The sequence below is a fragment of the Leptodesmis sp. genome (assembly GCF_052746595.1).
This window is the reverse complement of the sequence record NZ_JBRAGO010000035.1, coordinates 1-25,794: the sequence shown is the minus strand read 5'-3', so window position 1 is coordinate 25,794 and position 25,794 is coordinate 1. Positions and strand designations below refer to the sequence as shown.

Genomic DNA, 25,794 nt, shown 5'->3' with positions numbered 1-25,794 from the left:
TCTGTTCAGCTTGTATCTGTAAAACTTTCAAGGAATGCAAGTCTGCATTCCTTGTTTGTTTCTATTGATTTCTATTTTTATTGATTAAACTCGTGCAAGTTGACGAGTTAATTGAGGAACTGGAGCTTTCCTTGGTTGTATGGCAATACCAGCAAGTCCACCAGTAGCTAACATGAAGATCGGGTTGACCATGGCATTTAGCACAGAATCAAGCATATAAAGGCAAACACATACTGCTAGAGCTGCCGCAGGAGCGATCGCTGGATTTGACCAGGTTTTGGCAGGATAACGAATACAAAATGCTACAACTGGTAAGAGGATTGAAGCCGTTAAAGATATTAAACCAAGCACTCCATAGACCCCAAAGGCAATAATCCACATACTGTCAGTAACGGATATGTCTTCACCTATTTCATTAAAGACTCAATTTCTACCAAAACCTCCCCAGCCGAAGGCAATACGCTGGCGTGCTTTCAAACCTAAAATTTCCTCATTATCAAATCTAAATTGAAGGGATTGTACTCTTTCTTCTGGAAAGACTTGTGATATGGCGGCAATAATTTGCTTGCTTGGGAAATTACCAGAGGCACCAAGAAAGAGGTACAAACAAATTGCTAGAGTGATAAACCATATCACAAGGGAATTGCGGAAACGCCATGCAATAAATAAAGCTAAGGTGCCAAGTAGAAAAAGATTATAAGCTCCCGTAGATCTTGCGTTAATAAATGTAATTAGGAGAATGGCTATCCACAAACCGATCGGTTGATTCCAGATGCGCTTAATAATTTCCATCCTCCATAACACAATCCCCATGATACAAACGGCCATCATCCAGACACCCAGCATGAGGCCATGTTCCATGAAGACTTGTGCTCTATATCCTCCTAATCGGAAAGATTGGGCTAAGTCTCGTCCAGTGTCCATTCCATAAACTGCGACATGAAGGCTTGAAAAAGTACGATTCTCATACCAGATGAAAGGAATGTAAACCAACCCTCCAACGAAAATTCCGATCGCCAATTGCCTCAGGCCAGCAAGATTGTTGAGATAAATCCGGCCTAAGAAATAAGGCACTCCCCAGGTTACAGTTTGAGATAAGGCTCCAGAGATAGCATCATGTGTGCCCAAATCGTTAGTCATTGAAGACATCACTGGAGAAACAATGCCCCAACATAATATAGGTATATCAATCCAGCTAAATCTAAAAGACCTAAAGCGATCGCTGTCATAAAGGGCTGTTGCTAACAGAATCCCGTAAGACGTTGCTGTCATCTTACTGTAGTCAGGTAACCCTGGAAGCTTAATTTCTGCCACTGGAAGAAAAAGCCATGCAAAGATAAAGCTGATAATCACTGCGCGTTGGGCAGGATACCGTAGAAATATATAAAACACTACAGGAATCCAACCAAACATTACTATTGGAACTAATGCATTACCACCCATGGTTTTTCAACTCTAATTGTGTTTGCTTCTACATGGAATTTTGAACTTTAAAGAAGCTGAAAAATTGTGATTCTGTTGCCTTAGAGGATGTTTGAGAAGTTCTCTTGCTGGTAACGAAACGGTTTAGATTCCCCTAAATCCTCCTTAAAAAGGGAGACCTTGAGCCCGGTTTCCCTTTTTTAAGGGGGCTAAGGGGGATCTACAGGTGCCTTTCATTACAACAAATGACTTTTCAAACACCCTTTTAGCTTGCATTTTGATAAGGTTTTCCCTGTCTAGATCCTATACGCCATTCTTCATCAAGAACCTGTATGTCCCCCATGGATGGCAGTTCCCTCAGGGAATCTTCACCTACTCTTTCAAATCACTAGATCTATTGAGACTAAATATAAATCTTAAGTGAAGTGCCAGTGGATATATTGAGAACGGATTGGGGAAATCTCTAATAATAGTCTTGATATGCTTTGATTCTAGGCAGCCTGGACGGGGCACAAGCAAAATCTTGATCTTTTGGGCAAAGCCCACTTATTGCCTAAAGCCTGACTTTGAATTCACTCTAGGCGATTTGCTGAAGAGGCTATAGTAGAAGCTGTCTGTATAGCCAATGGCATGGCAGTATCGGTAGCTGTTTCCATCTGGTCACTTAATTCCTGTCTTTTCCAAGAGATACCATGATGAGGAAAACTCCACGATCTATCACAGGTTTAGCTTTGTCAATCGCAATTGGAGCAACCTGTTCTTTGCCTGTCTTTGCTCAAACTCCAGAAACTGCACCCCCTGCAACATCGCCAGTGAGCCCTAGTCAAGCACCTGTCGAACCTGTTCCTATCACAACTGCACCAGGAACCCAGGTTGGTGAGGCCTACACTCTTGGTGCAGGAGACATTATTCGTGTTGATATCTTCGATGTCGCGCCAGAACTAACGTTAGAGCAACGTTACACAATCCTGCCAGATGGCACATTAAATCTTCCCTGGGTTGGCAGCGTTGCCGTGAATGGTTTAACCCTTAAGCAGGCTGCTGATGTTTTATCTGCAAGATACAGTCGGTTTATTCGCAATCCAGTGATTACGGTGAGCCTTTTAGCGCCAAGACCCCTCAAAGTTGGTGTCATTGGTGAGGTGAATCGTCCAGGGTCGTACATTATTAGTGTTATTAGTAATGAAGTAACTCAGCAAAGCCTTAATCAACGAACGGCTTCCGAAGGTGGGAACCAATGGCCTCGTGTGAGTCAAGCTATTGAGACAGCAGGAGGCGTTACCCAAATTGCTAATCTGCGTGAGATTACCATCCGCCGTCCGAGAGTTAGCGGGGGAGAGGATTTGATTTCTCTTAACCTCTGGAAATTCTTGCGGGAAGGTGACCTGAACCAGGATATTCTTCTGCGAGATGGAGATACCATTGTCATTCCAAAAGCAACCAAGATGGATGCAGCGGAGATGACTCAAATTGCTACCAGTAAGTTCTCGCCTGCTACTATTTCGGTCAGTGTTGTAGGCGAGGTGATGGCTCCGGGTACACTGAACCTGAAACCAAATGCAACTCTTAACCAGGCAATTATGACTGCTGGTGGATTCAGAGGCGGACGAGCCAGCCGAAAGAAGATCGACTTGATCCGGCTGAATCCAGATGGAACAGTGACCAGACGACGACTTTCTGTAGATTTGGATCAAAATTTGAATGACGATAGGAACCCGCCTCTCCGGAACAATGACATTGTGGTAGTGAATCCTACCTTTATTGCCAAGGTAAACGACTTCTTAACTACCGCGATCGGAGCTCCATTAACTATTTTTAGCGGCATTTCAGGCTTCAGGAATATTTTGTTTCCAGGTGGTAATTAGGTAATGTAACAGGTAACCAGGAAAACATTCTTGCAATATTAGAGACTTCAGATCCCTCTCAACCGTCAAGAAACGGATAGAACTTTGGCTATTACCAGTCGGGGTGGCATTTTCAGTATCAAGGTTATAAAGTAGGTGAGGTTAGCATGCAGGCTGGACAAAATCTTCGAAATTTACCCGTGAACGGACACACCCGCTTGGAAGATCCTTCCTTAACAACTAATGACACTGGCGACTCAGGTGAGGGCAAGCGTAAGGGGGGGGTAAAGCTGCGCCCGTTAGTAGCTATAGTTCGGCGCAATATCCCCTTGATTGTTGGCATTACAGCTGCAGCCACTGGGATTGGCTATTTGCTGTACAGAAGCTCTCCTCTCATCTTTCAGGGAAATTTTTCGCTACTTGTTGAGCCAATTACCTCGCAAGCTCGCTCTACGGATCCTTATGTGATTTCCCGTGCTCAGTCAAGCGACACTACGGGTAGCAGTGTTGATTATCCGACCTTGTTACAGGTTCTTAAAAGTCCTGAACTATTATCTAAAATTGCGGTGCAAGTGCAGGCAGGCGGCTACAACAAAGTAACGGCAGCCTCACTAGCTAGAGATTTAAAGAATAAGGATCTCATAGTTGAGCGAGTTGGAACAAATCTAATCGACTCTACTCGTACCCTTAATGTAACTTATCAAGGAACTGATCCCAAGCAAGTTCAATTTGTTCTAGAGAAGCTGGCTGAAGGTTATCTCAGATTTAGTCTTGAAGATCGAAAGACCCGAATTGGGGGGGGGGTTGAATTTATTGAAGATCAACTACCTGCCTTACAACAGCGAGTCAATGCCTTAGAAGCCCAAATCCAATCAATCCGGCAGCGTTATCGCTTTACCGATCCCTTGATCGAAAATCAGCAAGTAGCCGACCAGTTAAAAGAAGTTCGACAAAAAAAATTGGATGCTGAGACTCTGTTACGAGAACAAGCTACTTTATATGCAACCCTACGAAGACAGCTTGGATTAACACCAGAGCAAGCGCTTGCTGCAGCAGCCTTGAGCCAGAATCCTCGTTATCAAGATTTGTTGAATCAACTGAAGAAGGTTGAAAGCCAGATTTCTATTAGTCTTGCCCGCTACAACGAGGACAGCCCTGTTGTTCAAAGATTGCGGGAACAGCAGAGAAATTTAACTCGCTTACTGGGGCAGGAAACTCAGAAGAATTTGACTGAAACTTCTCCTGGCGTACCGGAAACGAGCAGAGTGGTTGCATATCAGGATCCAACCCGGTTGGGGCTAATTCAGCAGTTAGTTCAATCGGCAAACCAAACCCGGGCTTTACAAGCAAGAACTAACGAGATTATGCGAACGGAGAATAGTTTGGATCAGCGGCTAACCCAACTTCCTGCGATTATTCGCCAATACAATACTTTAACCCAACAGCTAGATATCGCTACTAAAACTCTTAATCAGTTTCTGTTGCAACGAGAAACTTTAAGGGTGGAGGCTGCTCAAAAGGAGGTGCCCTGGGAAATTATTTCAAAGCCAAAATTGGTTAGCGATCCTGTTACTGGCAGGATTATTGCTTCTAGAGGCAAAAAGGCTCAACAGCTTTTATTCATGAGTGTCGGTCTAGGTTTAGCTCTAGGAGTAGCGGCTGCTTTTCTGAGGGAAAAGCTGAGGAATGTCTTTGTTACCGCGGAAGATTTACAAGATGCTATCCAGCTTCCTTTTCTGGCAAGTGTGCCACTGCGGGTCGGTATGGGTAGAGAGCAGATTGGAAATAAGAGTGGTGATCCTTTTTCTGAAGCTTTTAGTGCTTTGTATACCAACTTGCGATTTTTGAATCCTGGTTCTAATGTGCATTCAGTGGCGATCACGTCTGCAGAACCTGGGGATGGTAAGACAACGATCGCTTTGAATCTGGCTCAAGCTGCAGCTTCCATGGGACAACGAGTATTGCTGGTGGATGCTAATTTGTGTACCCCTCAAATTCATAGCCTACTTGACCTACCGAATCAGAAGGGATTGGCGGATATCTTGAGTCAAAAGCTGTCTGTAGAGGCGGTAATTCAGCACTCTCCATCCAGCGAAAATTTTTCTGTGTTAACGGCTGGTAATACCCAGATGAATTCTACGAGACTATTCGCCTCCAATGAGATGCAGCAGTTAATGAAGAATTTGCGCGGGATGTTCGATTTGGTTATTTATGACACCCCAGCTCTCCGTGGACTCACGGATACGAATTTTTTAGCTGCTCAAACTGATGGAGTGCTGATGGTTGCAGGTGTTAATAAGACAAAGCGGTCAGTCTTTATGCAGGAATTGGGAGGTTTGAATAAATACCGTATTCCTGTGATTGGTGTGATTGCGAATCACCTGGGTAAAGGCAAGGTGACATCGTACCTGTTGAATCAGCAGTCGGGCCAAAGTCAACAAGTACATCCTGCTTTCTTTGGTAATTTGAAACAGTCTGGAGATATTGTGCAATAGTTTCTTGGAGTGGAGCCGATAAATGCACCTGAAGAGACATTGACATGATAGGGAATAGGCCAGACGGGGATTACTGGTAGGTATCAGACTGAATCCATATCCATCATGCTACTGAGGCATTCCTAATTTTGGATTTTGCCTCAGGGATGATGGCTAACTCCTCCACTGCAACTGCTAAAGGAACACAGATGGTGCAAATTCCTGAACAACTGTCACTCATTGCAACCGACTTCTTACTAGCGTTCGCAATCCTGTTGCTAGTCCCTAGCTTGGTTCTCTATGTTGAGTGTATTGCAGCGCTCCTCCCTGCCCGGTTGGGTAAAGGCCGATCGCCTATCCCCCGGCCAAGAATAGCTGTCCTAGTTCCTGCTCATAACGAGGAAGGGATTATTGAAGCAACTCTGATGGCCCTGCTTCCAGAGTTGTTACCCCAAGACCAGTTAGTGGTCATTGCAGACAATTGTTCTGATCAAACAGCGGCGATCGCGCAGAGGCTAAATGTAACAGTCATCGAGCGACAAGATGCCGTTCGTCGGGGCAAAGGGTATGCCTTAGATTTTGGTATCAACTTTTTAGCTGATCACCCGCCTGAGGTGGTGGTAGTTATGGATGCCGACTGTGTGGCAGAGCCAGGTACTATTGCAAAAATTGCTGAAATGGCAGCACTGTCCCATCGCCCTGTGCAAGCAACCTATCTCCTCAAGCAGCCTCCGGTTCCGACTCCCAAAGACGCCATTTCAATGCTAGCCTTCCGGGTCAAAAACTTGGTTCGACCTGTTGGCTTGAATCGTTTGGGGTTGCCCTGTCTCTTAACAGGTACTGGCATGGCGTTTCCCTGGTCAATCATCAAAACAGCATCTTTAGCCAGTGGCAACATTGTTGAGGATATGAACCTGGGACTAGATCTGGCGATCGCAGGTTATCCTCCCATGTTTTGTAGTAGCGCTGAAGTAACAAGCATCTTGCCTCAACAAGAGCGGGCTGCAAAAACTCAACGGACTCGGTGGGAACAAGGCCATCTGACAACAATGGTGACACAAGGGCCGCGTTTATTCACGATGGCTTTTCGGAAAGGCCGATTTGATTTATTGGCGTTGGCCCTCGATCTGCTGATCCCACCCTTGTCGCTGCTTGTTATGCTGTGGCTGGCAGGAATGATGCTGACTCTTGCCGCCACCATATTTGGGGGGGTGTCTTCCCTACCGGCGATGCTACTGGCTTTGGAAGGTCTTTTGATCTTGGTTGCAATCCTGACTTCTTGGGCGAAATACAGTCGCTCTGTATTGCCTGCCAAAATGCTATTGGCAATTCCGCTCTATCTTCTCTGGAAAATTCCCCTATATTTCAAGTTCCTGACCAAGCCTGAAAAATCGTGGATACGGACTGAGCGAGATGTAATTCGCGATCAGTCTTCACGGGAGGCCTAATTTTGAATTGAATTAGTGTCTACAGTCGTCTGCTGTTGTGAATGGTGGTGAGAAGTTCGAAGCTCTTCTCTGCCAATTAGATTGAGCCTGGTAAATTCGCTAGTCCCTTTTCATGAAAATTGCCTATCTGGTCAACCAATATCCTAAGACAAGCCATAGCTTCATTCGGCGAGAGATTTTAGCGCTTGAGGCGCTGGGAGTTCCCATTACTCGTTTTTCTATTCGCTCCATCAACTCAGAGATTGTTGATGAAGCAGATCAGCAAGAAGCTGAAAAAACCCGGTACATTCTGGATGCTGGAATCCTGGGGTTGGTAAGCGGTTTGCTGCGAACTTTTGCTCAACATCCCTTGCGGCTTCTAAAAACGGCCTGGTTCACTCTAAAAATTGGCTGGCGATCGGATCGAGGTGTGCTGTTGAACCTGGCCTATTTAGCGGAAGCCTGTGTACTGCGGGGATGGTTAGCAGAAGCGGGTATTACCCACATCCATACCCATTTTGGTACCAATTCTGCGACTGTTGCATTATTGTGCCGATTATTAGGTGGGCCAACCTATAGCATGACTGTGCATGGGCCAGAGGAGTTTGATAAACCCGCTGCGATCGCTCTTTCCCAAAAAATCAATTATGCGGCCTTTGTGGTTGCGGTTTGTTCGTTCGGCAAGAGTCAACTCTTTCGCTGGTGTGATTATAAGCAATGGGCCAAGATCCATGTGGTTCATTGTGGCGTTGATCAGATGTTTTTGCATCATCCTGATGTTCCACTTCCTGCCGAAGCCCGATTGGTATGCGTAGGGCGGTTAAGTGAACAAAAAGGGCACTTGTTGTTGATTGAAGCAGTTAGCCAACTAGCTGCGGAGGGACTGGCCTTTAAGTTAGTGCTGGTAGGAGATGGGCCACTACGCAGCAAAATTGAGTCCATGATCCAACATTTGAAATTAGAGAACCATGTTGAGATCACTGGATGGGCGACCAATGCTCAAGTTCAGCAAGAGGTTCTAGCCGCTCAAGCAATGGTTGTTCCTAGTTTTGCAGAAGGCTTACCCGTCGTTATTATGGAGGCCTTGGCTCTGTCTCGGCCTGTAATTAGTACTTACATTGCAGGTATTCCAGAACTGGTGCGCCCTGAAAAATGTGGTTGGTTAGTGCCAGCCGGATCCGTAGAAGATTTGGCAACAGCCTTGCGCTCTGTCTTACAGACTCCTGTGGAAACGCTAGCAGAAATGGGCCGAACCGGAGCAGAAGCGGTACGGCGAAACCACGATGCTTCAATTGAAGCAGCTAAGTTAGTGAACCTGTTTGAACAGTATCAGTAATTGTTGATCCTTCCTTCCATATTCAGGTTTTTGTTGGCTCAAGGACAGAGCATCACCGGGGCTGGCGAGGTGATCAGGAAAGCTTAAGCTAAAGCTGGCTTTGTACCCAGTGACGTAAATCTCGCAGGGCAGTGGCTAAGCCCAGGGCATCGCTTTGGTCAATGAACTGCAGAATTCTACCGGCTGAGAGAAATGGGAAGGCCAGCCCGTAATCTTCTTCGATATAGCGATCGCCCTCCAAATAGTGAATAAACAGCTTACCTTTCAAAAAGGTTTTGCCTGGCTTGCTGATGTACCGCCAGACCTCCGGAATGCCCAAAGCTGCATAAATCGCAAATTTGTTCAAGGAACTGTGAGAGAGTTCTACTTCTAGAACTAAATCCGGTGGAGGATCAGTTTCCAGATTAATTCGGGATTTTCCCTGCATTTGCTCCGCGTGCTGAATGTAGTAGGCGGTGTCCGGTTCTGTCCCTACCTGGCGATCGACCCGCTTCAGGGTAGGCGTTTTGTAAGTCACCAGGGGCATCTTCAGTTCATCGACCAGCACCAGGATCAGGGACTCAATCAGTTTGTGGCAGCGATCGTGTTCCTCCAGGGGATTCATCATCTCCAGACGACCGTGATCGTAGGTAAAGCGGGCCGTGCGGTCTGACTCCATTTCGGCCAGAAGTTGTTCATACTTCTGCCAGTTCACCTTCTGTAAAACCGTCCGGGACTCGCTGGGAGCGGGAGAGGTGCCAAAGGTTTTTTTCATGGTGACTGTCCTTGCGCGATCGCTTTTTCCCATTAACGCATTTTTTGGGAAAATCGCCTTTTCACTTTCTTGGAGTCCTCCCAACCTCCAATCCCCAATCCCCAGCCCCCAAATTAGGAACCGTCTCAGGCGGAATCACTTGCACTCCTGTAAGACCCGGAAACACTCGACTAGGTAACCCAATCAACTGAACAGCAGATCTAACCTGACCTTGCCTTCTCAACTGACGATCGCTCCTTTCAGCTCGCTGCACTAGCAGAATACGATCGCCATCCCGCTCAGCCACGACTTCCATCGGCTTCTGAGATTGGTAAAGGAAGTAAGTGTAGTTGCATCCAGCGCGATCGCTGTTGTTCACAAGCTCCACTAAATCCCGATATGGAGGAAAGATTAAAATGGTGGTGTTATTAAAAACTGTTGCCAGGGAAGGTTGGGGCGGCTGAGCAGCATCAGCAGGAAGAGGCAGGGGTAAGCCGATCGCCAATACACCCAAAGAAACAACCCATTGAAGAAAGTGCCCAGCCATAACAAGATTCAACCCAAGAACTGAATACCCATTAACTTGCGAACTGGGCCAAGCAGTCACACCCAATCTAAAATTGCAAATTCAAAATCTAAAATCGCATTACATCTTAGAGTGGTAATAGTACAAGATCGAGACTCTAAAGTCTAATGCGGATTCTTCTGGTGGATGACGAATTGGAAATGGCCGATCCTTTGGGTCGCATCTTGGCGCGGGAGGGGTATGAAGTAGATGTGGCCTACGATGGCGATCGCGGCAGTCAACTGGCTCAACAAGCTCACTACGATTTGCTAATTCTGGACTGGATGTTACCGCATCAGTCGGGATTGCAGATCTGCCAGCAACTGCGATCTCAGGGGAATGCCACTCCAGTGCTGTTTTTGACGGCGAAGGACACAGTGGACGACCGGGTATCAGGGTTAGATGCTGGAGCGGACGATTATTTAGTCAAGCCATTTGAGCTGCGGGAACTGTTAGCCAGAGTCCGCGCTCTATTGCGTCGTCCCGTTGCGTTGGATTCTCCTCCAGAGTCGGCTAACAAACGGCTACAGGTGGGTGACCTGGAACTCGATGCTGACAATCAACTAGCCTATCGGCAAGGACGGGAAATTGACCTATCTGAAAAAGAGGCCCAATTGCTGGAATACCTGATGCGTCATCCCAATCAACTGCTGACCCATGAACAGATTCATCAACACCTCTGGGGCGACAGCGTCGAAAAACCAACCAGCAATGCTCTTGCGGCTCAGATTCGGTTACTGCGGCGCAAAATTGAAACTGATGGAGAACCGCCGTTGATTAATACAGTTTATGGGAAAGGCTATCGTTTTAGTTCCTCAAGCAGTGGGGCAGATTAGCAGGATTAGGCGAGTGAAGATAGATGTTAGATGGGGCTGTCATTTGTCATTTGGGAACATTCCGCAACCTGTTGGATATATGTTTAATTTCTGGGGCAGGAGGAATATATAGCTGTCATTTGTCATTTGGGAACATTCCGCAACCTGAGATGAATCGTCGTTTTTAGTTTTTAATTGAGGCTCATGGTTCGATGTCTATTTCGTTAAATCCAGATGACCTCCGCTTCACCTCGCTTTCCAGATATTCAGACTCATTGGGCACGCGTTTTTATTGAAGGATTGGCTGAACGCAATATTGTGCGGGGTTTTCCTGATGGCGATTTTCGGCCAGAGCAGGGAGTTACCCGCGCAGAATTTGCCGTAATTGTGCAGGCAGCGTTGCCGCGACCGCTTAAGTGTTCCTATGTCCCGTTTGTGGATGTGCCAGTTAATTATTGGGCTGCTGGTGCCATTCGCTGGGCCTATGAACGAGGGTTTTTGAGTGGCTTTCCGGGGCAACAGTTTCGACCCACTGAAAGAATTTCGCGAGGTCAGGCGCTGGTCGCGCTGGTCAGTGGTCTGGAACTGACCACGGCAGAAGCGGTTCCACTGGACGAGTTGTATCGTGATGCGGCTCAAATTCCGGGTTGGGCTAGAAACGCGATCGCTGCTGCTACCGTCCATGAAATCGTCGTCAACTATCCTGCTCTGCAACGTTTGCGCCCCACTCAACCTGCTACTCGTGCAGAAGTGTCTGCCTTTGTCTATCAATGTCTGGTGGATTTGCAGCAGGCACCCGCGATTGCCTCCAATGCGATTGTTCGCTGGCAACCACAACCAACGATCCCCGTCAGTCACCTACGGGAATTTCGCGCCACCTGGATTACCTCTGTCTGGAATAAAGATTGGCCGTCCCGATCGGGACTTTCCAGCCAGCAGCAACAGGCGGAACTGATTACTATTCTGGATCAACTGCAAGCGACCAATTTTAATGCTGTAGTGCTGCAGGTACGGCCAGAAGGGGATGCGCTCTATCGTTCCGCTCTGGATCCCTGGAGTCACTGGTTAACTGGACAGCAGGGCAAAGCACCGGAGCCGTTCTACGATCCGCTGGAATTTGCGATCGTCCAGGCCCATCGGCGTAATTTGGAATTGCATGTCTGGTTTAATCCTTATCGCGCCCGTACCTCGAAAAATACAGTCAATGCCTTTCCCCATATTGCGCTTACCAATCCGGAGGTAGTTTATCCCTGGGGCAATCAGTTATGGATGGATCCTGGCTCAAAAGTGGTTCAGGATCGCACCTATAACGTGATTCTGGATGTGGTTAAGCGCTACGACATTGATGGAGTCCATCTGGATGATTATTTCTATCCCTACCCGATCGCCGGGCAGACTTTCCCTGATCAGAAGACATATCAGGATTACCGCAATCGTGGTGGCACTCTGTCTCTGGCCGACTGGCGTAGAGACAACGTGAACCAACTGATCCAGCGCTTGCTAAAGGGAATTCGCGCCATCAAACCGCACGTTAAATTTGGCATCAGTCCGTTTGGCATTTACCGTCCGGGTCAACCACCTTCTGTTGAGGGATTAGATGCCTACGATCAGTTGTATGCTGACTCTCTCAAATGGTTACAGCAGGGCTGGGTCGATTATCTGGCTCCCCAACTTTACTGGCGGATTGATGCTCCCAAGCAAAGCTATCCTGTCCTGATGCGATGGTGGGCCGATAACAATCCCAGACAACGGCATCTGTATATTGGCAATAATCTGGCCCAACTAGATGGTAAAGCCTGGGAACTGGCAGAAATCGAACGCCAGATTGAACTCACCCGTCAACTTAAGTCAAAACAGGTGCTGGGCAATATCTTTTTCAGCATGAGTGCCCTGGCAGAGAACGCTCAGGGAGTTCGCGATCGCTTCCGTACTCTCACCTACCGTTCTCCCGCCTTGGCTCCTGTCATCTCCTGGCTGTCTACCCCTGCTCCCCCATTGCCGACTCAAGTGAAATTCAGCAACGGCCAACTGATCTGGAGTTCCACTAGCCCAGACATTCGTGCCTGGACTCTGTATCAACAAACCGGCAGTCAGTGGGTTTTGCGACGAATTTTGCCAGGAGGCGATCGCTCTATCCACCTTTCTTCCGGAACTTACGCCCTGTGTGCCGTGAATCGCTTAGCGCAGGAGAGTCTGGGAGTAGTGGTCAAGAGTGGATAGGGGATAGGGGAAATAGGGATTAGGGATTAGGGGAAAGCTCCCACACCCCACCCCCTACTCACCCATTCGCCCACTCACTCACCCACCTCTCCACCCCTCCACCCGTCACGGGATCGCCACAGTATTCAACAACCGCTCTACGATCGCCCGTGTACTCCGTCCTCCAGCGGCAATCATCCGATGAGTCAGTACGTAAGGAGCCAGATACTTTACATCGTCGGGAATAGCATAGTCGCGACCTTCTAAAAAGGCTAGGGCTTGAGTTGCTCGCTGTAAGGCAACCGTACCTCTGGGACTGATTCCCAGCATGATTTCTTCATCTTCCCGTGTAGCCCGTACCAGATTCAGGATGTACTGTTGCAGCGATGCCTCCACCTTGACTTGAGTACTCAGGCGTTGCAGTTCCTTCACTTCTTCCAGGGAGACACAGGGTTGCAGTTCCTGAGCGATCGCCTGATCCTGCAATCGTTGCAGCATTTGTAGCTCCTCGGCTTCAGTTGGGTATCCTAGCGACAGGGAAAGGGCAAACCGATCCATCTGGGCTTCTGGCAGTGGAAATGTTCCCTGGTATTCCACTGGATTCTGAGTGGCAATCACGAAAAAAGGACTGGGTACGAACCGGGAAATGCCATCCACGGTCACCTGTTGCTCTTCCATCACTTCTAGCAAAGCCGATTGGGTGCGGGGGGTGGCCCGATTGACTTCATCCGTCAGCAGTACGTTGGCAAAGATTGGCCCCGGCAGAAACTCAAATTCGCCGCTGCGAGGGTTCCATATATTGGTTCCGGTGATATCGGTGGGCATCAGGTCTGGAGTGCATTGAATGCGCTGAAACTTGCCGTCGATCGAGCGGGCTAGAGACTTTGCCAGCAAGGTCTTGCCTACACCCGGAACATCTTCTAGCAAGGTATGGCCGCCGGACAAGAGCGCGACCAATACCAACCGAATCGCATCCTGTTTCCCCACAATCACTTGTCCTAGATTATCTGTTAAACGCTGAACTCGATCTCTCATGCTGGCTCCATCTCGTTGGCGATCCCATTGAAGTACTCCTTCCAGTTTGCCCAATAAGTTCCTCGTCTTGGGTGCCGAAATTTCCGAGAAAATCCCATTCTTCCAGAGATCTCCACTGATTAAACTGCGGTCAAGAGGTAAATTGCTCAAATTTCCATCAGGTTTTCCTCCGCCATGTCATCTACATCCATTGCTTACGTAAATACCGCCCGCACCCTAGCCTCAGTCAGCCAGCAACGGGCGACTGGGGAGTTAACGCTGGCAAATGGAGAGCACCGATGGCAACTGTATTTTTTTCAGGGTCGGCTTGTGTATGCTACTGGCACCTTGCATCGGGTACGTCGCTGGAATCGAGCCATCCAGCGTTACTGCCCAACATTTCATGCTGCTCAAGCACCTCCCGGTGAACCCTGGGAATACCAGTTGCTCAGTCAAAGTGTGGCCCAGCAGCAGGTGAAAGTTTCCCAGGCGGAAGGCATTATTAAGGCGAGTCTGGAGGAAGTGTTATTTTCCTGGGTGAGTAATCCCGCGTTGAGCACCAATTGGTCAGCGGTGCAGCGGTTTTCGTTCAAGGATAATTTGGCCTTAAGTCTGTTGCTGTCTGCCGCTGAGGTAGAGCAGGTTTTAGAGCGAGCGCAGCAACTCTGGAAGCACTGGAAAACCCTGGAGTTGGAATCCTTGAGTCCTTACAAGTCGCCCATCTTGAAGCAGCATCTGCAAACTGATGCATCCATTGCCGCTTCTCCCCTGGCGAATCTCAGTTCGTTTTTAACTGGCCGATACACCTTATGGGACATTGCCTGCCATGCTCAGCGGCCTATTACTACTGTTACCCGCTTTTTGCTGCCGTGGGTACAACGAGGAGCGATCGCCCTGGAAGAAATCGCCGACCTGCCCAATCCGCTGAAACCACCCCCACCCATTAAGCCCGCTGTGGCCCAACCTACCTGCCCAACCATCGCCTGTATTGACGACAGCCCCACCGTCACTCAAGCCTTAGCCAGTATTCTGGAACCCGCAGGCTATAAGGTTTTGAAAATTCTTGATCCGCTCACAGGAATTGCCACCTTAACGACCAGCAAACCTGCTCTGATTCTCATGGATCTGGTCATGCCCAATGTGAACGGATACGACCTGTGCAGCTTTTTACGCAAAACTCCCATCTTCCAGAACACTCCCATCATTATCCTGACCAGTCAGAACGGAATTATCGATCGCACCCGCGCCCGCCTGTCCGGGGCCTCCGATTTCCTCACTAAACCCCCGAATCCTCAAGCACTGCTGAATTTAGTAAGAAATTACTTGAAAGCGATGATGTCCGGTGCTCCCAGGGTGAATTGTCAGTGTTGGGAGGATGAGGAGGTGGAGGGGTGAAGAAGGGAAGGGGCACGTTACAGTGAGAAAGCGGATCCTTTAATGCGGTAGCTTTCTCAGGAACTATGACTAGCCCAACGACTCAACCTTCGGCTCAATCCTACCGTTCTAAACGGGAAACGGACTGGCGTTTGTTTAAGCGGCTGATTCCCTATGGGTTACGAAATGGTCGGGTGTTTCTGTTTTCTATGCTGCTGCTGATCCCGGCTGCGATCGCCGGAGCCATTCAGCCAATTCTAATTGGGGATGCGATTTCCATCATTCGACAGGAACCTACCCAGCTTTCCTTTCTTTCTAACCTGCCCTTAACGACAGGAATTAATCTTGTGGCTGGCCTGCTGTTGCTGACCTTAGTGGCTCGTACCTTGCTGGATACATGGCAGGGCTATCTAGTGCAAGAAGTGGGGCAAGGTATCACGGCAAACATTCGAGATGATTTATTCAATCACATTACGTCGCTGGCTATGCGCTTCTTTGACCGCACTCCCGTCGGTCGGTTGATTACTCGTCTGACCAGTGATGTAGAGTCTTTGGGAGATGTTTTTTCTACGGGCGCGATCGGCATTATTGGCGACTTGTTCTCCATCCTGGTGATTGCAGTAGCTATGTTCCTGTTGCAGTGGGAACTGGCTCTGTTACTGGTGATCATGCTGATTCCCGTGACCATTTTGATCGTTTACTTTCAGCAGCAATACCGTAAAGCCAACTATCGGGCCAGAGAAGAACTGTCTGTCCTAAATTCGATGCTACAGGAGAATATTGTCGGCATTGGAGTGGTGCAGTTGTTGCGACGGGAACAGTTTAATGCCCAGCAGTTTCAGCAAATTAACAAGCGCTACATCAAGGAAATTGATCGCACTATTTTCCACGACTCAGCTATTTCTGCCACCCTGGAATGGATTTCGCTGGTGGCGATCGCGGGGGTGCTCTGGTTAGGTGGCGTCCTGGTTTTAGGGAATCACTTAAGCATCGGGGTACTGTCGGCTTTCATTCTATTTGCTCAGCGGTTATTCGACCCCCTGCGTCAGTTTGCCGAAAAGTTTACAGCGATTCAGGCAGGATTGACAGCAATCGAGCGCGTCAGTGACATCATGAGTGAACCGATCGAAATTCGGGATGCAGAAGTCACCCAAACCCTTTACTCCAATCCTGCTGCCGCTACGGGAGAAATTCGCTTTGAGCACGTTTGGTTCGGCTATAAACCGGGAGAATACGTGCTGAAAGATTTGAACTTTACCATTCGTCCAGGGGAAAAAGTGGCCCTAGTTGGCCCCACGGGAGCCGGAAAAAGCTCGATTATTCGTCTGCTGACCCGACTCTATGAAGCCAGTAAAGGCCGAATTTTGGTAGATGGCATTGATGTGCGGGAGTTGCCGCAAACAGAACTGCGTCGTCACATGGGAGTCATTTTGCAGGACGGCTTTGTCTTTGCCGGAGATGTGAAAAGCAATATTACTCTGGGAGAGGAGTACTCCTTCGAGGAAATTCGCTCAGCCGCGGAGCGCACTAATGTGGCTGATTTAATTGAACGTCTACCGGCAGGATACGACACTCCCTTGCGAGAACGGGGCACCAATCTGTCCGGTGGGCAAAAGCAACTGCTGGCCTTTGCGCGGGCGGCCATCCGCGATCCCAAAATTCTGGTACTGGATGAAGCGACAGCCAGCCTGGATGTCGGCACGGAAGCCCAAATTCAAGAAGCCCTGGAGCGACTGCTGGAAGGCCGCACAGCAATTATTATTGCCCACCGCTTATCGACGATTCGGAATTGCGATCGCATCCTGGTCTTGAAACGAGGCCAACTGGTAGAATCCGGCAGCCACGAAGAGCTACTCGCCCAACAGGGTCTTTATGCCAGCCTTTACCATTTGCAGATGTTAGAAGTTTAGCTCGACGCACTGGTGTAAAAACGTAGAGCAAATTTCCAGAAGGCATTGGAGGCCCAGAATAGAAATAGGGCTAGTAGTCCGGCTCCCAGTGTCCAGATCCATTCCCCCCGTCCCAAAATCACCTCTGATGGAACAGTGGTGAGAAATGCGACTGGAACGATGAACGTGAAAAAGAAGCGGTAGGCCGTTGGGTAAGCTGCCATGGGAAACCGTCCTGCCTCTAGCAAGCCTCTCAGCACCTCTGTTACGTTATAGATTTTGACAAACCAGATACTCATGGCCCCTAACATGAACCAGAGGCTGTAGAGAATGAGGAACCCACAGGCGATCGGCACCAGACTGACCAAATAAGCACTGACAGGAAGACTCAAATGACTGCCAGCGTACAGAATAATTACACAGCCAAACAATAGATCAGGTAATCCCCAGGGAGACAGAATATGGGCTGAGAGCCAGAATTGAGAACTAATCGGTTTTAGTAAAACAAAGTCCAGGGTACCTTGTTGAATGTGCCGCACAATCCGATTCAGATTGGGGGCCAGGAACGTGGCCGAAAATCCCTGCAATACTGTAAACACTCCCAAAACAATCAGCGCCTGTTCCCAACTCCAGTTTTGAAACGTGTAGCCAGTCCGATAGAACAGAAACAGACTAAATAAACTCCCTGCCAGCCCCCCTAAACTGCTCAATGCTGCAATCAAAAAATTCACCCGGTACTCCAATTCAGCCGCCAGAGCTGCTGTCCAGAATAACTTTAGTACTCTCAGGTAGCGTTTCATGGATGGTGTCTTGCGATCGCTCTCACTTCTATCTTCCTTGTATCAGAAGATCCTTGTATCAAAAGATCCTTGTATCAAAAGACTTGTGAGCAAAACATTTCCCCGGTTCACAATTTACAGGATGGGTTTACGATAAGCTCTATAAGGCAGGTCTATGATCCCTCAGGCTGATTTTGCTTCACTAGCCCCTATGTCACAGTTTGATTCCCCGTCCGACTTTGAAAAGGTTTTAATCAGCCTCTTTGAGCAAGAGGGATGGAAAGCGACTCTGGCTCCTCCTGGCTCAAAAGGGTATGACATTGAGTTGGAGCGCGATGGCGAGTGCGTCGCTGTCCAGGTTCGTCAGCAACGGGCCAAAACTCATGCGGGTCAATTGGAAAAGTTTATTGATTTTTTAGAACAGCCGATGTCGGCCCGGTTTACCAAAGGGTTTTTGATTTCTGCATCTGGCTTTACCCCTTCTGTATTCACCTTCATGCGCACAGAAGAAATTATTGATGTGGCCTTAGGCAGCTTCCAGAACAACCAGATTGTCTGGGAAGACGGTGAAATTCCTCTACCTCCGCCGCGTCCTCACGTGACTTACATTGGGGTGTTTACCTGTAAGGGGGGAGTTGGGAAAACGACGATCAGCGCTCACCTGGCTGGAGCCTTTGCCCTGAATGGCTATGATGTGGTGCTGATTGACCTCGATCGCCAGAGCAACTTGCGAAAACTCTTGGGAGATGGCGTTTACCTTCCTGGCCCCAAAGGACAATTAGGTGCAACCATTACGGTGCTTAATTACAACGAATGGGACGAGCAAGAGTACCCTGATGCTCGGATTGTCATCTGCGATTGCAGTCCAGAATACGATGCCAACCCGGAGGAATTTCTGGAGCGATTCGACTACTGCATCATTCCTACTATCCTCAATCCTCTGGGAATCAACAAAAATGCGGATGTGATTAAGCGGACGTTTGCTGCAATTCGGCGGGTGAATAAAGAGGCAGAGCTGTTTGTCTTAATCAATAACTACCATAGCGATGAAGATCGACGGAATCATATTTTGAATGACCTGCTAAAGACAGAATTTAAGTCCATGATTGCGGATGATGTCCACTGTCATTACATCGATCCAGAGGACGTAGCCATTCGCTACAGCAAACAATTGTTGTACTGGGGCTACCACATTGTCGAAAATGGCAAACCCCAACTCGCCTTTCGCGAAATTGGCGGACGATCGCTCCCCCGCACCGACTTCTTAAAGCTGCTCGACTACCTGGAACACCACTCAGACATTGAAAAAGTGAAAAGTTGACAGTTGTTACAACTCTTAACTTTTTACTTCCCCTACGCGCCCATGCCGGAATACTGGCGTAAGCCTTTTTGCCAGAGCCAGCGACAGATCAGATAAAACAAGATCCCCCAACCCAGAATCACCAGGATTCCCTGAGTCATGTTGACGGGTAGGCCGACCAGCAGACTGGCGGGAAAGTTGATCAGGTAGGGGAAGGGAGTCCACAGGGCGATCGCCCGTACCGCAGGCGGAAACACGCTCAGAGGGGCAATCAGACCCGAAAGAAACAGGTAGAACAGGAACCAGAATTGCTCCAGGGCACTGGCTCGTTCAGTCCAGAAGGCGAACATCGACAGGGTGTATTGCATCAGAAACCGCAGCCCGAAGGCCAGGGCAGAGAAGATCAGGAATAGCACAATTTCGCTCAGGCTGGGCAGCCAGAATGCCTGGGGATACAGCAGGAAAAAGAAGCCAATCAGCAGCAAAGCAAAGGGCAAGCGGGCCAATCGTTCCGCCTGATGGGAGGCCAGATAGTGCCAGACCGGAGACAGGGGTTGCAGCAACCGGAAGGACAGGCGACCCTCGACGATTTCCTTTTCAAACTCCCAGATCACCCAGACGATCGTAAATTGCCGGACTAAGAAGGTCGCCAGAAAGTAACGGGCAAACTCTACTGGAGATAAGCCAAACTGTCCCATCGCTGCTGCCTTTGACCAGATCCCCATCAGAATAAACGGCAAGGAGCCAGCCAATACCCACAGCACCAGTTCCGCCCGGTACTCGACCATGTAGGCGTAGTAGACCGAGAGCAGCGTAGAGGTGATTCTACCAATTCTCTTTAGGGAGTAGAGGAAGGGGGGGATGGGGGATGGGGGATGGGAAGTTGGCAATGGGGGTCTTTCTCCTGAACCCTGAACCCTGAACCCTAAACCCTGATCCGCATTTCTCTCGTTTTTCATGAGATAGCCCCCGATCGCAAAACTCGTCCAATCACCTCTTCAATCGGAGGTTCCGTCACAGCTAAATCAACTACTTCTAAGTCAGACAAAATCCTGGCAACGGTTTGGGTTAACTGCTCTTGAGGGACTAAAAACTTTGCCATCGCGCCTTCAACGGTTTCTAAATCGCCGTATAGAGCCAGCTTTTCTGGTGGACAGGGATGAGCAAGTTCCACTTCAACTTCTCGACAGGGCGCAAAGCGATCGACCAATCCTTCTAAACTGCCGTCATAAATCAGTTCCCCCTGGTGGATGACAATCACTCGTGGGCAAAGGGCTGTAATATCGGCCATATAGTGACTGGTGAGCAGTACCGTGGCTCCATACAACTGGTTGTACTCCCGCAAAAACTCCCGCACACTGGCCTGAGCATTGACATCCAGTCCTAGAGTTGGCTCGTCCAAAAATAAGACATGGGGACGATGGATGAGAGCGGCCAGCAGTTCTGCTTTCATCCGTTCTCCCAGGGATAGCTTACGCACGGGTTGGGATAACTTGCCTTCCAGGGAAAGCATTTCGCTGAGGGTGTCTACCTGCTGGTGAAAGTCGCGATCGCTAATCCCATAAACTGCCGCATTAATTCGCAGCGAGTCCAGGGCCGGAAGATCCCAGATCAACTGCTGCTTTTGCCCCATCACCAGCGTGATTTTCCGGAGAAAGGCAGCTTTGCGTTGAAATGGCACATGACCCGCGACCAGCACCTTTCCTCCAGAGGGATGGATCAAGCCGGTGAGCATTTTTAAGGTCGTGGTCTTTCCGGCTCCATTCGCCCCCAAAAAACCTACGACTTCTCCAGGTTCAATCTGGAAGGAAATGCTTTGCACCGCTTGAACATTGCGGTAGGTGCGGCGCAGCAAGTGTTTTGCCGTTCCCAGCAGGCCAGGTTCTTTAATGGCAACCGGGTAAACCTTGGTTAAGTTTTCAGCCAAAATTGCAGGCATCGATCGTTGGGCAAATTATGCTTATCGTCTTAGCCTAATCCTGACATTTTTTGAACACACCCTTCCTTCAGGCTAAACCAAGTTCAGCTAGAGAACGGTCGTTTTCCTACAAAAGAAACTACGGTTCTGGACTTGGACAAGGTTTATTTAGTGTGTTGTGTACTTGACCTAACCGCGTTGCTCCTTTAATGTAATTCCACATCTACAGAGGAATAATCAATGAGTTTTTTAATCCCGTTCATTATAGGTGTCATCATCACTGCCCTCAGTCTGTTAATTATTTCAAAAATTCCGTTCCTAGGGATTGAGGTAGATGGAGTCGGCAAAGCTCTCCTTGCTGGGGTTGTGTTTGGGGTGCTGAGTTGGCTGCTAGGCTGGATGGCTGGTTCTAAAATCTTGAATGTTCTAACGCTAGGGCTGCTGTGGCTGGTTGTAAATACGATTATCTTTGGCTTATCTGCCTGGATTGTTGAAGGTTTCCGACTACGGAACGGCATTTTAAGCGCCATTTTAGGCGCGATCGCCCTCACCTTCATCAACTCAGTTCTGTTCAAGATACTGAGCCTTGTATTTCCTGCCGTTGTACCCGCAATTTAAGGTTGATTGGCGAAGACGAGTAAAGGGGCTTCAGAACAGGTTAGGGAATTCATCCGCTATTTTTGTCCTAATACCCATCTCCCCGATACTGAATCTGATTGTTTTGTAAGATCAGCAGAACTCTCTGCCCTCGATAATCTTCACGGGCCTGCACCGTTGCTTTGCCGTCATAGCGGTAAATCGTTCCTTCGCTGCTTTCAACCCGGGTTACGGGCACCTGCTTTAACTCTGTAACCCCTTTACTTTGGTTGTAAAGGTTCATATACAATTTGTCCTTTTGACGGTAAACCCGTACTGCATATTCCCCAGTTTGAAAGCTGAGTAAGGTAGCATCCTGCTGAGATGAGGCAGGGCGATCGGGCTGTTGCTGAGGAGCAGCGATTGCATACTCCTGTACAATTCTTCGGCCCACTTGACTCACTTCGATCATCCTTTTCCCCCCCGCTCCAACTCGCACGATCGCCGTGTAGTCCCCCGAATTCGCGGTATAAGTTGTCCACTGATCATTCATACCTCTAGCAGGCAAAATTCGGGCTGGGGCATTAACAATCACGCGAAAGCCATTATTACTAACCGACATTAAGGGCTGGCCGCGTCGCCAGATAATCTCGACCACGTAGCGCTTTGTCCGGAAAAGAATGGCGGTCTGTTCCGTGGTTTGCGTCAGTTGTGTCTGGGCGATCGCCGGAGGTTCAACCAAGATACCGACTCCCAGGACGGCACTAAGTATTCCAACTAAAAATGCCAATTGGGTCGATCGGCAACTGGAATTACCTTTCAATAAATTTTTTGCAATCCAAAATCGCAAATCCAAAATCCAAAATAGTAGGAGCCGAATTGAGCGGTTCATCGTAAACCCCTGCCCATGCCACTCTCTATAAGCCGGGATGTACTCCGGTTCAGTCAAAGAGTTTCTAAAACTGTAACTGATCGCCCTTCCCTTGTGTGTAATGGCACAGTGGATATATTCGTTCTGTGAGGAGGTTTCCCATGAATTTTTCCTGGTTTGGGTCAGACTCAACCCATCAAAATTACTGGCCAGCACTGGTAGCCGGAATTGGTATCCTGGGAATTTTGCTGGCTGCTCATCCAGTTCTGGCGCAAGAGAAACAGTTACGAACCTTAACCGTCACGGGACGAGGGACTGAACGAATTCCCACCACACTGACTCAAGTGCGGTTGGGAGTGGAGGCCCAGGGAAAAACAGCAAATGACGTACAGCAAGAGGTGGCTCGTCGATCTAACGCTGTGGTGTCTTTATTACAATCGCGGCAGGTTGATCAGTTAGAAACGACGGGAATTAGCCTCAGTCCGACCTACCGCTATGACAATGGAGTCCAAACCCTAACAGGCTATAGAGCCAGCAACATGGTGAACTTTCGGATTGAGACGCAGAAAGTCGGGACATTACTGGACGATGCGGTGAAAGCTGGAGCTACCCGCATTGATGGGATCAGCTTTGTGGCCTCTGATAGTGCGATCGCCCTTGCTCAAAAACTGGCCCTACAAGCAGCCACTCAGGATGCTAAATCTCAAGCCAATGCCATCTTTAGCACGCTGGGTCTCACTGCTCGGGAGGTTGTGAATATTCAAATTAATGGAGCCTTCACGCCATCACCTCGACCACTACTAGCCGATGCGATGCAAGAAAAAATCTTTGCCGCCGCACCTGCCCCTACCCCTGTCTTGGGAGGCGAGCAACAGGTAGAAGCTGCCGTTACGCTTCAGATTAGCTACTAAAACTCATCATCATCATAGCTGCTATCCGACATCGGGGACTCATTGTCTCGTTTGGAACCTAGCAATTCCATACGGTCTACCCGGATGACCGGTTTAGAGCGGTTTGCCCCCGTATTTCGATCTTTCCAGGTTTCCAATTCCAGAGCACCTGTAACTCCAATGAGGCTGCCTTTCCGAACATAGTTAGCTGCTATCTCGGCTGTTTTGCCCCATAGCTTCAAGTTGAACCAATCTGGTTGATCTGTGTTACGGCTCTGACGGTTAACGGCCAAAGTCAAATTACAAACCACACTACCAGATTCAAAGTACTTGACATCTGGATCGCCACCCACACGCCCAACCAGAGTAACTACATTAAGACTCATACGCTTCTATACAACCACTCTTTACACGACGTTCATACACTGACTTACGCAACCTCCCACAGCGGGCATTTTACACCAGCCCCAACAGCATCTTGCTCAACTCAATGATGAATCACGTTGATCTCTTTTACAAAAACTTTAAGAAAAGGGCGAATATAATCGAAACCAGAAGACTGAATTCGACGCTTTTTAGTACGCATGATCTTAACACGCCTTGCGTCCTTCTTCTACCATTGTGATTTTCTATAAAGGAATAACCAATACAATTCACCTAAACCAAGTCCAGCTAGAGAACGGTCGTTTTCCGATCAGAGAAACTACGGTTCTGGACTTGGACAAGGTTTAGCCACATAAGATCCACTAGCGACGTAAATAAAATAGGCTCTTTCTGCAGAAAATCAATAAATACGTCAGTGACAAAAATTACCAGTCGGATTACAATGTCTCCTCATCATCAGGCATCGCTTCATACTCACTTGAAACTCCAACTGAATTGCCCGGATTTCATAACAATCCGTGAGGAGAGTAATGAGTTGTACAGAATGTTCAAGAATTTTTTCAGAAGTGCGGGTTAAATTTTTTAATTGGGAATGATGGTTGGCATAGGAAAATCCGACTCAGAGCCAGTCTTTTGATAGTTGCCAACGAAACGATCAGAAATCACGATAGTTGTTGGTGTAGCTACTGAATGATAGGTATCGTCTGTTATACAGATCTAAAGTGATTGAACTAGCACAACCTAAAATTGACATTCTAGGGTATGCTCCTACGACAGGAATGCCCATACCTTAATGATGTCACAACTCGAATATTCAGATTGGGCTACTAGACATCGATGGATGCTTCGATTCTGTTGATCGGAGGTGATGACTTTCTCTCAACACTTCTGGATCGAGTCCACAATTTGTTGAACTGTGCCGTGGGGGTTGCATTGAATCCAGGTGAGGCGGTGCCGCTGATCCAGGCTCAACAACCTGACTTGATTATTCTGGAAGAAAAACAGCCTGGTAGTCTGGAACTATGTTGTGAGATTAAAGAGCAAGCTAAGCTGGCCTGGATCTATTGCATTTTGATCGAAATTCCTGCACAGGTACTGGAAGAACCCTGGCTAGACTACATCTGGGATTTAGAAGCCAAAACGATCGCGCTGGAGGGAGGAGCAGATGCTTATCTCCGGTTACCTTTGGAAAGAACGGATGGCAAGCCCCTGAGTTCTGAGATATTGGCGAAACAGGATCAGTTATTGCGATCGCAAATCTTAGTAGGCCTCAGAATGGTGAAAAATCACCGTGAGTTGATGCGAGCCAATGACATTCTTTCAGCGATTGCCCTGTCTGATCCTCTGACTGAATTGAATAATCGTCGTGCTCTGGACTGGGAACTACCTCGACAGATTCAAAATGCTCGTACTCGCTCTGAGGTGCTGAGTCTGGTCATGCTGGATGTGGATCACTTTAAGCAAATTAATGATCTGTATGGTCATCCTGTGGGCGATCGTGCTCTGCAACTGGTTTCCAGTCGCCTGCGTCATAATTTAAGATTTCGGGATACTCTATTTCGTTATGGAGGAGAGGAATTTGTCATTATCCTTGGCAATACGGATCAGAAAGAAGCTTTGCTGGTTGCCCGTCGTTTATGTCGATTAATTGGCGAACAACCCTTCGATATTGATAGTAGTTTAGAGTTGCATATTACGATCAGCGCAGGTACGGCTACCTTAGATGCAAAGGATGATGCACGAGGGAACAGTTTACTGAAACGAGCAGACAGGAATCTTTTACGAGCAAAATCCTCCGGTCGAAATCGTGTTGTGGGTAGTATTGATGCCTTGCAGGATATGGATTCCGAGTAAGTGCTGAGAAAATCCTCATTGCATGAAAAGGCGCCCCTACTGGAGCGCCTTCTTGATTACTCAGAAATGAGCTAAGGATTAACCGTTGATTTGAGGAGCGGTCAGCGCCACGGGAGTCGCTTCACCCGCC

22 protein-coding genes are annotated in these 25,794 nt (G+C 48.4%); 12 read left to right on the top strand and 10 right to left on the bottom strand.

Features of this window, described 5'->3' with window-relative positions; translation table 11 throughout:
• Window positions 1-84: 84 nt before the first annotated feature.
• Window positions 85-381 (bottom strand): hypothetical protein, encoded by a 297-nt coding sequence (locus ACUVQO_RS09890; RefSeq protein WP_445925714.1) that lies wholly within the window; start codon window positions 379-381, stop codon window positions 85-87.
• A 42-nt stretch (window positions 382-423) separates the two neighbouring features.
• A complete protein-coding gene (locus ACUVQO_RS09885; protein WP_445925713.1) occupies window positions 424-1,443 on the bottom strand; it encodes an O-antigen ligase domain-containing protein in 1,020 nt (339 codons plus the stop codon).
• 710 nt (window positions 1,444-2,153) lie between these two features.
• On the opposite strand from ACUVQO_RS09885, the gene ACUVQO_RS09880 reads away from it, so the two are divergent.
• From ACUVQO_RS09880 to ACUVQO_RS09865, 4 genes are all read left to right on the top strand, one after another.
• Window positions 2,154-3,287, top strand: coding sequence for a polysaccharide biosynthesis/export family protein (locus tag ACUVQO_RS09880; RefSeq protein WP_445925712.1), 1,134 nt, complete (start codon window positions 2,154-2,156; stop codon window positions 3,285-3,287).
• A gap of 146 nt (window positions 3,288-3,433) precedes the next feature.
• Complete coding sequence (locus ACUVQO_RS09875; RefSeq protein WP_445925711.1) at window positions 3,434-5,761, top strand: GumC family protein; 2,328 nt, start codon at window positions 3,434-3,436, stop codon at window positions 5,759-5,761.
• Between the two features lie 188 nt (window positions 5,762-5,949).
• A complete protein-coding gene (locus ACUVQO_RS09870; protein ID WP_445925710.1) occupies window positions 5,950-7,188 on the top strand; it encodes a glycosyltransferase family 2 protein in 1,239 nt (412 codons plus the stop codon).
• Between the two features lie 112 nt (window positions 7,189-7,300).
• Window positions 7,301-8,503, top strand: a complete 1,203-nt coding sequence (locus tag ACUVQO_RS09865) for a glycosyltransferase (protein ID WP_445925709.1) — start codon at window positions 7,301-7,303, stop codon at window positions 8,501-8,503.
• Between the two features lie 88 nt (window positions 8,504-8,591).
• Here ACUVQO_RS09865 and ACUVQO_RS09860 read toward each other — a convergent pair whose 3' ends face one another.
• Window positions 8,592-9,257 (bottom strand): Uma2 family endonuclease, encoded by a 666-nt coding sequence (locus ACUVQO_RS09860; RefSeq protein ID WP_445925708.1) that lies wholly within the window; start codon window positions 9,255-9,257, stop codon window positions 8,592-8,594.
• A 61-nt stretch (window positions 9,258-9,318) separates the two neighbouring features.
• The gene (locus tag ACUVQO_RS09855) at window positions 9,319-9,783 is read right to left on the bottom strand and encodes a hypothetical protein (RefSeq protein ID WP_445925707.1); all 465 of its coding nucleotides are present in this window, start codon (window positions 9,781-9,783) and stop codon (window positions 9,319-9,321) included.
• 146 nt (window positions 9,784-9,929) lie between these two features.
• On the opposite strand from ACUVQO_RS09855, the gene rppA reads away from it, so the two are divergent.
• Both rppA and ACUVQO_RS09845 read left to right on the top strand, forming a co-directional pair.
• Window positions 9,930-10,637 carry a two-component system response regulator RppA gene (gene rppA, locus ACUVQO_RS09850; protein WP_445925706.1) on the top strand — a complete coding sequence of 236 codons (708 nt, stop codon included), beginning with the start codon at window positions 9,930-9,932 and terminating at the stop codon, window positions 10,635-10,637.
• Window positions 10,638-10,850: 213 nt separating this feature from the next.
• Window positions 10,851-12,836 (top strand): glycoside hydrolase family 10 protein, encoded by a 1,986-nt coding sequence (locus tag ACUVQO_RS09845; RefSeq protein WP_445925705.1) that lies wholly within the window; start codon window positions 10,851-10,853, stop codon window positions 12,834-12,836.
• A 105-nt stretch (window positions 12,837-12,941) separates the two neighbouring features.
• On the opposite strand, the gene ACUVQO_RS09840 is transcribed toward ACUVQO_RS09845, so the two are convergent.
• The gene (locus ACUVQO_RS09840; protein ID WP_445925704.1) at window positions 12,942-13,850 is read right to left on the bottom strand and encodes an AAA family ATPase; all 909 of its coding nucleotides are present in this window, start codon (window positions 13,848-13,850) and stop codon (window positions 12,942-12,944) included.
• A 174-nt stretch (window positions 13,851-14,024) separates the two neighbouring features.
• Between ACUVQO_RS09840 and ACUVQO_RS09835 the strand changes: the two genes are divergently transcribed.
• Window positions 14,025-15,224, top strand: a complete 1,200-nt coding sequence (locus ACUVQO_RS09835; protein ID WP_445925703.1) for a response regulator — start codon at window positions 14,025-14,027, stop codon at window positions 15,222-15,224.
• Window positions 15,225-15,289: 65 nt separating this feature from the next.
• Entirely contained in the window at window positions 15,290-17,113 is a 1,824-nt protein-coding gene (locus ACUVQO_RS09830; RefSeq protein WP_445925702.1) for an ABC transporter ATP-binding protein, read from the top strand.
• Here ACUVQO_RS09830 and ACUVQO_RS09825 read toward each other — a convergent pair.
• Window positions 17,110-17,892 (bottom strand): ABC transporter permease, encoded by a 783-nt coding sequence (locus ACUVQO_RS09825; protein WP_445925701.1) that lies wholly within the window; start codon window positions 17,890-17,892, stop codon window positions 17,110-17,112. The genes ACUVQO_RS09830 and ACUVQO_RS09825 overlap by 4 nt on opposite strands.
• A 190-nt stretch (window positions 17,893-18,082) precedes the next feature.
• Between ACUVQO_RS09825 and ACUVQO_RS09820 the strand changes: the two genes are divergently transcribed.
• Entirely contained in the window at window positions 18,083-19,192 is a 1,110-nt protein-coding gene (locus ACUVQO_RS09820; RefSeq protein ID WP_445925700.1) for a nucleotide-binding protein, read from the top strand.
• A 32-nt stretch (window positions 19,193-19,224) separates the two neighbouring features.
• Here the strand turns inward: ACUVQO_RS09820 and ACUVQO_RS09815 are convergent, their stop codons facing one another.
• Together ACUVQO_RS09815 and ACUVQO_RS09810 are read right to left on the bottom strand one after the other, a co-directional pair.
• On the bottom strand, window positions 19,225-20,061 hold the full coding sequence (locus ACUVQO_RS09815) for an ABC transporter permease (RefSeq protein WP_445925699.1): 837 nt from the start codon (window positions 20,059-20,061) through the stop codon (window positions 19,225-19,227).
• 65 nt (window positions 20,062-20,126) lie between these two features.
• Window positions 20,127-21,110: an ABC transporter ATP-binding protein gene (locus ACUVQO_RS09810; protein ID WP_445925698.1), complete on the bottom strand. Its 984-nt coding sequence runs from the start codon at window positions 21,108-21,110 to the stop codon at window positions 20,127-20,129.
• Window positions 21,111-21,329: 219 nt separating this feature from the next.
• On the opposite strand from ACUVQO_RS09810, the gene ACUVQO_RS09805 reads away from it, so the two are divergent.
• Complete coding sequence (locus ACUVQO_RS09805; protein WP_445925697.1) at window positions 21,330-21,707, top strand: phage holin family protein; 378 nt, start codon at window positions 21,330-21,332, stop codon at window positions 21,705-21,707.
• A 67-nt stretch (window positions 21,708-21,774) separates the two neighbouring features.
• Here the strand turns inward: ACUVQO_RS09805 and ACUVQO_RS09800 are convergent, their stop codons facing one another.
• The gene (locus ACUVQO_RS09800) at window positions 21,775-22,614 is read right to left on the bottom strand and encodes a hypothetical protein (RefSeq protein WP_445925696.1); all 840 of its coding nucleotides are present in this window, start codon (window positions 22,612-22,614) and stop codon (window positions 21,775-21,777) included.
• Window positions 22,615-22,697: 83 nt separating this feature from the next.
• On the opposite strand from ACUVQO_RS09800, the gene ACUVQO_RS09795 reads away from it, so the two are divergent.
• Entirely contained in the window at window positions 22,698-23,447 is a 750-nt protein-coding gene (locus ACUVQO_RS09795; RefSeq protein ID WP_445925695.1) for an SIMPL domain-containing protein, read from the top strand.
• Here the strand turns inward: ACUVQO_RS09795 and ACUVQO_RS09790 are convergent.
• Window positions 23,444-23,812 carry a single-stranded DNA-binding protein gene (locus tag ACUVQO_RS09790; protein WP_445925694.1) on the bottom strand — a complete coding sequence of 123 codons (369 nt, stop codon included), beginning with the start codon at window positions 23,810-23,812 and terminating at the stop codon, window positions 23,444-23,446. The two genes, ACUVQO_RS09795 and ACUVQO_RS09790, sit on opposite strands and share 4 nt — an antisense overlap.
• A gap of 835 nt (window positions 23,813-24,647) precedes the next feature.
• Here ACUVQO_RS09790 and ACUVQO_RS09785 point away from each other — a divergent pair.
• Window positions 24,648-25,664 carry a GGDEF domain-containing response regulator gene (locus ACUVQO_RS09785; protein WP_445925693.1) on the top strand — a complete coding sequence of 339 codons (1,017 nt, stop codon included), beginning with the start codon at window positions 24,648-24,650 and terminating at the stop codon, window positions 25,662-25,664.
• Window positions 25,665-25,794 lie beyond the last annotated feature (130 nt).

What these genes read in the sequence shown, in the direction of transcription:
- ACUVQO_RS09890 (WP_445925714.1), bottom strand. Translation starts at nt 381, where the DNA reads ATGTGGATTATTGCCTTTGGGGTCTATGGAGTGCTTGGTTTAATATCT.
- ACUVQO_RS09885 (WP_445925713.1), bottom strand. Translation starts at nt 1,443, where the DNA reads ATGGGTGGTAATGCATTAGTTCCAATAGTAATGTTTGGTTGGATTCCT.
- ACUVQO_RS09875 (WP_445925711.1), top strand. Translation starts at nt 3,434, where the DNA reads ATGCAGGCTGGACAAAATCTTCGAAATTTACCCGTGAACGGACACACC.
- ACUVQO_RS09870 (WP_445925710.1), top strand. Translation starts at nt 5,950, where the DNA reads ATGGTGCAAATTCCTGAACAACTGTCACTCATTGCAACCGACTTCTTA.
- ACUVQO_RS09865 (WP_445925709.1), top strand. Translation starts at nt 7,301, where the DNA reads ATGAAAATTGCCTATCTGGTCAACCAATATCCTAAGACAAGCCATAGC.
- ACUVQO_RS09860 (WP_445925708.1), bottom strand. Translation starts at nt 9,257, where the DNA reads ATGAAAAAAACCTTTGGCACCTCTCCCGCTCCCAGCGAGTCCCGGACG.
- ACUVQO_RS09855 (WP_445925707.1), bottom strand. Translation starts at nt 9,783, where the DNA reads ATGGCTGGGCACTTTCTTCAATGGGTTGTTTCTTTGGGTGTATTGGCG.
- rppA (WP_445925706.1), top strand. Translation starts at nt 9,930, where the DNA reads ATGCGGATTCTTCTGGTGGATGACGAATTGGAAATGGCCGATCCTTTG.
- ACUVQO_RS09845 (WP_445925705.1), top strand. Translation starts at nt 10,851, where the DNA reads ATGACCTCCGCTTCACCTCGCTTTCCAGATATTCAGACTCATTGGGCA.
- ACUVQO_RS09840 (WP_445925704.1), bottom strand. Translation starts at nt 13,850, where the DNA reads ATGAGAGATCGAGTTCAGCGTTTAACAGATAATCTAGGACAAGTGATT.
- ACUVQO_RS09835 (WP_445925703.1), top strand. Translation starts at nt 14,025, where the DNA reads ATGTCATCTACATCCATTGCTTACGTAAATACCGCCCGCACCCTAGCC.
- ACUVQO_RS09830 (WP_445925702.1), top strand. Translation starts at nt 15,290, where the DNA reads ATGACTAGCCCAACGACTCAACCTTCGGCTCAATCCTACCGTTCTAAA.
- ACUVQO_RS09825 (WP_445925701.1), bottom strand. Translation starts at nt 17,892, where the DNA reads ATGAAACGCTACCTGAGAGTACTAAAGTTATTCTGGACAGCAGCTCTG.
- ACUVQO_RS09820 (WP_445925700.1), top strand. Translation starts at nt 18,083, where the DNA reads ATGTCACAGTTTGATTCCCCGTCCGACTTTGAAAAGGTTTTAATCAGC.
- ACUVQO_RS09810 (WP_445925698.1), bottom strand. Translation starts at nt 21,110, where the DNA reads ATGCCTGCAATTTTGGCTGAAAACTTAACCAAGGTTTACCCGGTTGCC.
- ACUVQO_RS09805 (WP_445925697.1), top strand. Translation starts at nt 21,330, where the DNA reads ATGAGTTTTTTAATCCCGTTCATTATAGGTGTCATCATCACTGCCCTC.
- ACUVQO_RS09795 (WP_445925695.1), top strand. Translation starts at nt 22,698, where the DNA reads ATGAATTTTTCCTGGTTTGGGTCAGACTCAACCCATCAAAATTACTGG.
- ACUVQO_RS09790 (WP_445925694.1), bottom strand. Translation starts at nt 23,812, where the DNA reads ATGAGTCTTAATGTAGTTACTCTGGTTGGGCGTGTGGGTGGCGATCCA.
- ACUVQO_RS09785 (WP_445925693.1), top strand. Translation starts at nt 24,648, where the DNA reads ATGGATGCTTCGATTCTGTTGATCGGAGGTGATGACTTTCTCTCAACA.